General features: G+C 33.9%; 12 protein-coding genes and 1 rRNA gene. 11 read left to right on the forward strand and 2 right to left on the reverse strand.

Annotated elements, in window-relative coordinates; all coding sequences use genetic code 11:
• The first annotated feature begins 61 nt into the window (after positions 1–61).
• A 5S ribosomal RNA gene (rrf, locus tag F9279_RS24210) occupies positions 62–178 on the forward strand.
• A 74-nt stretch (positions 179–252) separates the two neighbouring features.
• Here rrf and F9279_RS24215 read toward each other — a convergent pair.
• A complete protein-coding gene (locus tag F9279_RS24215; protein WP_152116665.1) occupies positions 253–465 on the reverse strand; it encodes a sigma factor G inhibitor Gin in 213 nt (70 codons plus the stop codon).
• Between the two features lie 150 nt (positions 466–615).
• On the opposite strand from F9279_RS24215, the gene F9279_RS24220 reads away from it, so the two are divergent.
• The 10 genes from F9279_RS24220 to rsmI all read left to right on the forward strand — a co-directional run bounded on the left by F9279_RS24220 (position 616) and on the right by rsmI (position 7,920).
• Positions 616–2,055 carry an aminotransferase class I/II-fold pyridoxal phosphate-dependent enzyme gene (locus F9279_RS24220; protein ID WP_152116666.1) on the forward strand — a complete coding sequence of 480 codons (1,440 nt, stop codon included), beginning with the start codon at positions 616–618 and terminating at the stop codon, positions 2,053–2,055.
• Positions 2,056–2,175: 120 nt separating this feature from the next.
• A complete protein-coding gene (tmk, locus tag F9279_RS24225) occupies positions 2,176–2,814 on the forward strand; it encodes a dTMP kinase (protein ID WP_152116667.1) in 639 nt (212 codons plus the stop codon).
• Positions 2,815–2,917: 103 nt separating this feature from the next.
• Complete coding sequence (locus F9279_RS24230; RefSeq protein ID WP_152116668.1) at positions 2,918–3,247, forward strand: cyclic-di-AMP receptor; 330 nt, start codon at positions 2,918–2,920, stop codon at positions 3,245–3,247.
• 32 nt (positions 3,248–3,279) lie between these two features.
• A complete protein-coding gene (locus F9279_RS24235; RefSeq protein ID WP_152116669.1) occupies positions 3,280–3,717 on the forward strand; it encodes a YaaR family protein in 438 nt (145 codons plus the stop codon).
• Positions 3,718–3,730: 13 nt separating this feature from the next.
• Positions 3,731–4,738 (forward strand): DNA polymerase III subunit delta', encoded by a 1,008-nt coding sequence (gene holB / locus F9279_RS24240; protein WP_152116670.1) that lies wholly within the window; start codon positions 3,731–3,733, stop codon positions 4,736–4,738.
• Positions 4,731–5,558, forward strand: coding sequence for a stage 0 sporulation family protein (locus F9279_RS24245; protein WP_152116671.1), 828 nt, complete (start codon positions 4,731–4,733; stop codon positions 5,556–5,558). Before holB ends, F9279_RS24245 begins: the two co-directional genes overlap by 8 nt.
• Positions 5,559–5,570: 12 nt before the next feature.
• Entirely contained in the window at positions 5,571–5,951 is a 381-nt protein-coding gene (yabA, locus tag F9279_RS24250) for a DNA replication initiation control protein YabA (RefSeq protein ID WP_152116672.1), read from the forward strand.
• 107 nt (positions 5,952–6,058) lie between these two features.
• Positions 6,059–6,802, forward strand: a complete 744-nt coding sequence (locus F9279_RS24255) for a tRNA1(Val) (adenine(37)-N6)-methyltransferase (protein ID WP_152116673.1) — start codon at positions 6,059–6,061, stop codon at positions 6,800–6,802.
• On the forward strand, positions 6,792–7,079 hold the full coding sequence (locus F9279_RS24260; RefSeq protein WP_152116674.1) for a GIY-YIG nuclease family protein: 288 nt from the start codon (positions 6,792–6,794) through the stop codon (positions 7,077–7,079). The genes F9279_RS24255 and F9279_RS24260 overlap by 11 nt, the downstream gene beginning before the upstream one ends.
• A complete protein-coding gene (gene rsmI / locus F9279_RS24265; protein WP_152116675.1) occupies positions 7,057–7,920 on the forward strand; it encodes a 16S rRNA (cytidine(1402)-2'-O)-methyltransferase in 864 nt (287 codons plus the stop codon). The genes F9279_RS24260 and rsmI overlap by 23 nt, the downstream gene beginning before the upstream one ends.
• A 45-nt stretch (positions 7,921–7,965) precedes the next feature.
• Here rsmI and F9279_RS24270 read toward each other — a convergent pair whose 3' ends face one another.
• Positions 7,966–8,250, reverse strand: coding sequence for an AbrB/MazE/SpoVT family DNA-binding domain-containing protein (locus F9279_RS24270; RefSeq protein WP_152116676.1), 285 nt, complete (start codon positions 8,248–8,250; stop codon positions 7,966–7,968).
• Positions 8,251–8,560 lie beyond the last annotated feature (310 nt).

The following is an 8,560-nucleotide window of genomic DNA, read 5'->3' on the forward strand; positions in this document are numbered from 1 at the left end:
TTGGTTCTTTGTTTCTTCTAATGATTTAGTTTTGAGAGAATAATTTCTCTAACCTAATAAGTCTGGTGGCGATAGCGAGAAGGTCACACCCGTTCCCATACCGAACACGGAAGTTAAGCTTCTCAGCGCCGATGGTAGTTGGGGGCTCTCCCCCTGTGAGAGTAGGACGTCGCCAGGCACCAAAAAAAGCATCTAACTTTGTTAGGTGCTTTTTGTTGTATATTAATTCTTCTATTATGCCTCACAAAATGCTTAAGCGCGTCGTTTATCCTGCGAGAAAACAGCTTTACCCATCTGATATACAAAAAAAGAATATTTAGGATCACTGGTTTTTGTATTCACTAACTCTTTTTCACAATCCATACAGATAAAAGAGTGCATAATATGTATTCCTTGCTCCTTTTTAGTTTCGCAGATTAGACATACCTCTTCACTAGAATGATATATTTTTTTATATATACTCATTTTCTCCACCTCCATAGAAACTATGATAACCACTAAAAAAGATAGATATACCATAACTCTAAAAAACTATAAAATTATCATATGAGTAAAAGGTATAAGCTTCGCTAATGATACAATATAGGAAGTAATAGATGAGAAGAGGAGTGTAACATGCAAGAAAAAACACCATTATATTCTATGCTATTAGATTTTCAGTCTAATAATAATATCTCCTATCATGTTCCAGGACATAAGAGTGGTCAACTTATTGATGAGGAGAGTATGTGGAAGGATCATTTATGGGAAATGGATGTAACAGAACTTACCGATTTAGATGATCTACATTCTCCAACAGGAGTGATTGCAGAAGCGGAGGCATTACTTGCTACCTTATATAAGGTAAAGAAAAGCTTTTTCTTAGTTAATGGAAGTACTGTAGGAAATCTAGCAATGATACTAGCAGCGATAGAAGATGGAGACAAAGTATTTGTTCAAAGAAATAGTCATAAGTCTATAATGAATGGTATTAAGCTTGCTAGAGGAGTTCCTGTCCTACTTCATACCGAGTATAACGAAGAATGGGATGTAGAGACTGTTCTATCTGCTCAAACGCTGAAACAGGCAATAGAAGAGTATCCTGATGTGAAGACACTAGTTATTACATCACCCAATTATTATGGTATGGTAGGTGATTTAAGATCGATTATTGAGCTAGCACATTTACATGGAATATGTGTACTTGTTGATGAAGCACATGGAGCTCACTTGATTGGGAGAAATGCCTTTCCACATTCAGCAATAGAATGTGGTGCAGATATAGTAGTTCAGTCTGCTCATAAGACCCTTCCAGCTCTAACAATGGGGGCTTATCTCCACTATAATACAAATAGAGTAAGTAAGGATAGGCTAAAAAAATACTTAGAGATATTACAAACAAGTAGTCCCTCCTATTTAATTATGGCTTCATTGGATAAGGCTAGAAACTATTTGGCTACCTTTCAGTTAGAAGATGAGCAATATTTATTGGCTAAAATAGAGTATTTTCGTCACTTATTAAAAAAAGTAAGACAAGTGAAGGTGCTAGATTTCCCAGCAAGTGGTGATCCTCTTAAAATTACTATTCAATCTAGATGTGAATATAGTGGATTTGAAATTCAGAAGATGTTAGAAGCTGAGGGGATTTATACAGAAATGGCGGATTCACATAATATTCTCTTTGTATTTCCTCTCTTAAAAAAGGAGCAGAATTATCCTATAGAAGAAACGGTGGAAAAAATAGCAAAAGTATTAGCGAATAGTACCTATGCAGATTATAAACATAATGAATGGAAAGACGCTGTGAAAAATGAAATGAATGTAGTAGAATTAAAACTTAGTGAAAAGGAGCAATCTTTGCTTCAGAAAGAGAGTATCTCTTTAAATAATTCTATGCATCATATTTGTGCGGAATCTATTATTCCATATCCCCCTGGCATTCCAATTCTATTACCAGGAGAGGAAATAACGAGCCACCATATTAATCAGATACAAAAGCTAATAAAAGCTGGAGCCAGATTTCAAGGAAATGAATATATATATGAAGGAAAAATAATGGTTTATATAAATAAGTAAATGGAAGAATCCACGGCATATTTTGTGAGTTATGTTTCTTAGACTCATGTTAACGAAGGTTTGTATATGTAGCCAATGTGATGGATCAATAAGTTCGTGTATAAGTAGGAGGATAACATTTTGACAAAAGGGCTTTTTATAACATTAGAAGGACCAGAGGGAGCAGGAAAAACAACTGTATTAGATATGTTGTTAAAGCATTATCAGGAGCAAGGAAAGAAAATTTATAAAACAAGAGAACCAGGTGGTATACCAATAGCAGAAAAGATACGGGAAATCATTTTACATCCAGCTCATACAGAAATGGATGCGAGAACAGAAGCCTTGCTTTATGCAGCTGCTAGAAGACAACATTTAGTAGAGAAAGTAATTCCTGCACTTGAAGAGGAAGCGATTATTCTCTGTGACCGTTTCATAGATAGCTCCTTAGCTTATCAAGGTTATGCTAGAGGGTTAGATATGGATGAAATATGGAATATTAATCAGTTTGCTATCGGGGAAGTAATGCCTCAATTAACTCTTTACTTTGATTTAGATCCTGAAGTTGGTTTAGAAAGGATTCATAAGACTAATAATAGAGAAGTTAATCGTTTAGATCTTGAAGATCTTCCTTTTCATTTGCGTGTACAAGAGGGTTACTATAAGGTGATGGAAAGATATCCAGAAAGAATAGTGAAAATAGATGCTTCACAATCATTAGAGGGAGTATTGAATCAAGCTATTGAGATTATGGATAAATATATAGATAATAATATATAAGTATTTAAAATGATTTTTTTATTGAGATGTTTGTTTTTCTAATTATTGCTATAATAAGGGGAAAGTAATATATTCGGAAACTATAGTAAGGGGCGGAGAAAATATGAAATTAATACTGACTGTTATTCAAGATAAAGATAGTAATAAATTACTTAATGCTTTAGTGGAAAATAACTTTAGAGCAACTAAGCTTGCAAGTACTGGTGGATTTCTTAAATCAGGCAATACGACCTTTATGATAGGAACAGAAGATATTAGAGTAGAAAAAGCACTACAAATTATAAAAGAAAATTGCCAATCAAGAGATCAGCTAGTAGCTCCTGTTTCACCTATGGGTGGAAATGCTGATTCCTATGTACCTTACCCTGTTGAGGTTGAAGTTGGGGGAGCAACAGTATTTGTAGTACCAGTAGAACAGTTTAAACAATTCTAATTTGCACATCATCCGTTCTTCAGGAGGTTTATATGAAGATTAATAAAGACGTTCGAATTGGTACAGAAGGAACGAAAAGAGAGTTAAAAGCAAATACAGGTGAAACAAAATTTAGAGGTCTTGTAAAGCAACAAAATGAGAAGTTAAGAGTAGACCAACTAAATGACCTGATGAAAAATATAGATGATTATGGGGATATTTTAAGTCGATCACAAAATCTCAAAGATTTAAATAAATATAAATCATTAGTAAAGCAATTTGTAAAAGAAGCTGTTGATTATGGTCTTGAGCTGAAGAGAGATAATTCATGGGATCAGTTTGGTCAAGGTAGGGATCTCAATACAGTGCAAGTAATCGATGATAAATTATTAGAGCTGACTGAAGAGGTTATGGCTAATGAGAAGGATGGTTTAAGGATCCTTGATAAAATCGGTGAAATAAAAGGATTATTAATTAATATATACACGTGATGGAGTGATTGTCTTGACAAGAACATGGGAACAGCTTGAAAGGACACAACCCATTGTTTTAAAAATGTTGAAAAATAGCTTAAAGAAAGATAGATTGGCACATGCTTATCTCTTTGAAGGAATGAAAGGCACTGGTAAAAAAGAGATAAGCATACTTCTCACAAAGAGCATTTTATGTGAAAATAAAGGGGATGAATATGTTCCATGTGAAACATGTTCTAACTGTAAGCGAATAAACCATGGAAATCACCCTGATATTCATCTTGTAGAACCTGATGGATTATCTATTAAAAAAAATCAAATTCAGAGTTTACAAGAGGAATTTTCAAAAACAGGTGTGGAGTCAAGAAAAAAGATTTATATTCTTGTGCATGCTGATAAGATGACAACAAATGCTGCTAATAGCTTGCTGAAATTTTTAGAAGAACCGAATGCAGAGACAACGGCTATACTGCTTACGGAGCAAGTTCAACAAATATTACCTACTATCTTATCTCGTTGCCAAGTAATATCTTTTACCCCATTATCTCCATTTGAGATGGCAGAACAATTAGTAAGTAATGGTATAAAACCAAATGATGCCCCCATATTAGCCCATATTACTAATAATTTTGAAGAAGCTATTATGCTCAGTAAAGATGATTGGTTTGTACAAGCACAAAGAATAGTGGTAAAATTATATGAGGCTTTAAAAGGTGCTCCATTAGAAGCTTTAATTGCTCTGCAAAGAGAATGGTCCATTCATTTTAAAGAAAAAGACCAGATTGATAGAGGGCTTGATTTATTGCTATTACTATATAAAGATTTATTATATATACAGCTAGGCAAGCAAAATCAGATTGTATACGTAAGCGAACGAGAAAAGTTAGAGAGTTATGCTCTCAAAAGCTCTACTCAGCGTTTAACGGAACAAATATCAGCTATTTTTGAAGCAAAGCGAAAGCTGCAAGGAAATATGAATCCATTATTATTGATGGAACAGCTTGTGCTAGAGCTACAGGAGGGATCTTCGGTTGTATGATGTTGTAGGAATCCGCTTTAAAAAAGCTGGAAAAATATATTATTTTGATCCAAATGAGTTGCTTATTCAAAAGGGGGATTATGTCATTGTTGAAACAGTTCGAGGGGTCGAGTTCGGTAAGGTAGTAATTGGTCCCAAGAAAGTGGAAGAGAATGATGTTGTATTACCTTTGAAGAAGGTCTTAAGAATTGCTGACCAAAAGGATCAAATGATTGTAGAGGAAAATAAGCAAGCGGCTAAGGAAGCATATGAAGTCTGTGGTGACAAAGTTAGCCTTCATGAGTTAGATATGAAGCTAGTGGATGTAGAATATACTTTTGATCGCAATAAAGTTATCTTTTATTTTACAGCAGATGGGCGTGTTGATTTCCGAGAATTAGTAAAAGATTTAGCTTCTATTTTTCGCACGAGAATCGAACTTCGTCAAATAGGAGTGAGAGATGAAGCAAAAATGCTAGGTGGAATTGGTCCATGTGGAAGAATGCTTTGCTGCTCTACTTTTTTAGGTGATTTTGAACCAGTATCCATAAAAATGGCAAAAGATCAAAACTTATCTCTTAATCCAACAAAAATATCTGGATTATGTGGAAGATTGATGTGTTGCTTAAAATATGAGAATGATGAATATGAATCTGCTAAAGAACTTCTTCCTGACTTAGGTGAATGGATTAACACACCTAATGGAAAAGGAAAAGTGGTTGGTTTAAATATATTAGAACGTGTACTCCAGGTGGAAATATCTGAACAAGAACGAGTGCTTGAATATACTCTAGAAGAATTACTACAAGAAGATGCTGTTTCAGTTCAATCCACAGATTAATGAGGTGGAAAAGTGGATAAAAAAGAAATTTTTGAATCAGTGATTAATATGGAAAGCCAAATTGGCAACCTCTATACACAATTAGGGGACTTAAAGCAACATGTAGCCGAACTTCTAGAAGAGAATAATAGGTTAAAGCTTGAAAATGAGAACTTAAGAAGACATTTAGAAGAAACTTCGAGAGAAGATAAGTCCTCTAAACAAACGAAGAACAAAAGAAGGAATTCCAAGCAGGTTACTGCACAAGAGGATAAAAACATTGATATTGGAGAAGGATATGATAACTTAGCTAGATTATATCAAGAAGGCTTTCATATCTGTAATCTCCACTTTGGCAGCCCTAGAAAAGATGGAGATTGCCTCTTTTGTTTATCATTCTTAAATAAGAAATAAAATAGAAAAAGGGTCTTATCTTACAAGTAGCACATTTTAGTAGAGAGTATCTACTAAAGTTAATTGTAAGGTCTGGCCCTTTTGTTATCAGAATGGAGGAACAATGTTTGGTGCAATTAGTTGGTGATGAAAGATTGGATTATTTATTAGATGAACGATTAAGAATTATTCAGAGTCCAACGGTGTTTTCGTTTTCTTTAGATGCAGTGCTATTAGCAGACTTTGTGTCAATCCCTTTAAAAAGAGGCAAGGTTGTTGATTTATGTAGTGGGAATGGTGTGATTCCTCTTTTCTTATCTCTTCGTACAGAAAGTGAGATTATTGGAGTAGAGATACAAGAGCGCCTATTTAATATGGCAAATAGAAGTATTAAGTATAATCAATTAGAAAATAAGATCAAAATGATTCATGAGAATATTAAAAATGCCCCGAATATCTTAGGCTTTGAAAAGTATGATGCGGTGACTTGTAATCCTCCCTACTTTAAAAAGACAGAATCACTTGAAGAAATTAATGTTAACGAGCATTTTGCTATAGCAAGACATGAAATTCACTGTACGTTGGAAGATACTATTAGAATATCAAGTCAGCTTGTTAAACAAGGCGGAAAAGTTGCTTTTGTACATAGACCTGGAAGGCTATTAGATATCATTACATTAATGAGGGCTTATCGATTAGAGCCAAAGCGTATTCGATTTGTCTATCCAAAGGAAGGGAAAGAAGCTAATATTCTTTTAATAGAAGCAATAAAAGATGGAAAGCCTGATTTAAAGATCTTACCGTCTTTATTTGTATATAAAAACCTGAATGAATATACAGAGGAAATGAGCCAAATCCTATATGGAAAATAATAATCATTATTTCTATGTTCTAAGGTGTAAGGATAATAGCTTTTATGCAGGGTACACGAATAACCTAATCAAAAGGCTGAATACACATAATGAAGGGAAAGGTGCTAAATATACGAGAGTACGCCTGCCAGTATCTATTATCCATTATGAGGTATTCACTACTAAACAAGAGGCTATGCAAGCAGAATATGCTTTTAAGCAACTAACGAGGAAGAAGAAAGAGCAATTTTTAGAAAAGAAAGCCGAGGAAGGATATGAAACAACAAAAAAGTTTTAAAGAGAACAATGGAGCACTTTACTTAATACCTACCCCAATAGGAAATTTAGAGGATATGAGTTTTCGAGCTATCAGAATGCTAAAAGAAGCAGATATGATTGCAGCAGAAGATACTCGCAATACAAGGAAGCTTTGCAATTACTTTGAAATAAGCACTCCTGTTGTTAGTTATCATGAACATAATAAGGAAACAAGTGGGAAGAAATTACTTCAGCATATTAGGGAAGGGAAAACAATTGCCTTAGTAAGTGATGCCGGCATGCCAACTATTGCAGATCCTGGTTATGAATTAGTTGTAGAAGCAATTGAACAAGGGTTATCTGTTATTCCGCTACCAGGAGCGAATGCAGCATTAACAGCACTTATTGCATCAGGTTTACCAACCCATCCATTTTACTTTTATGGATTTCTCAATAGACAAAAGAAAGAAAAGAAAAAGGAAATACTTTTTCTGAAAAATATTCCTGGAACGATTATTTTGTATGAATCTCCTCATAGATTAAAGGAAAGCTTGTCTCTTATCCTAGAATTATTAGGTAATAGAAGAATAACGTTATGTCGTGAATTAACAAAGCTTTATGAAGAGTTTCTTCGAGGAACAGTAGAGGAAGCATTAAATTGGTCGCAAACAGAAGAAGTACGTGGAGAGTTTTGTCTCATTATCGAACAAGGTGAAGAAATAGTAGAACAAGATAGCTGGTGGGATGATTTAAACATCATTCAGCATGTAGACCATTATGTTCAAAAAGATGGCATCACGGTAAAAGAAGCAATTAAAAAAACTGCTGTAGATAGAGGGATACAAAAAAGGGAAGTATATCAAGAATATCATATAGAATAAAAAAGGTTTGTCCAATGAATGCTAAATTGGACAAACCTTTTTTTCTTATTTAGAAAGTTCAAAAGAACCTTTAATTTCATTGATTAATTGTTCTGCACCTTCACGGCTTAGGATTAATTTTCCACCAGCAAGTGATAGGTTATCATCAGAAACTTCACCAGTAACTTGGCATGTCATATTAGGTTTGTATTTTTTCAAGATGATTTTTTCATCATCTACATAAATTTCTAATGCGTCTTTTTCCGCAATACCTAATGTACGTCTTAATTCGATAGGAATTACCACGCGTCCTAATTCATCAACTTTACGAACAATACCTGTAGATTTCATTCCTTTTCTCCTCCCAGAGTAATTATAACTTTTATATGTCATTCGCTAATTTTCGACAAATTTCTTTGTATGCACTTATAATACCAGTGATTCCCATAATCGTCAATTATTTTATTTATATTATATAAATTTGTATAATTCCCTATATATCAGGATTTTAAGCGGTTTTTTCATTTGAGATTGGTCTGAATTAGAGTTAGTCTAAAAAGTGGACACGTATAAATGAGAATTTATTATAATAAAACTATCATTTAAAAGGACGTGTTCAAAATATGGGAAAGCACTTTTCACAAGAGTATAAAGAATATGT

This window comes from Bacillus sp. B1-b2 (assembly GCF_009183415.1).
Taxonomy (GTDB): Bacteria; Bacillota; Bacilli; order Bacillales; family Cytobacillaceae; genus Niallia.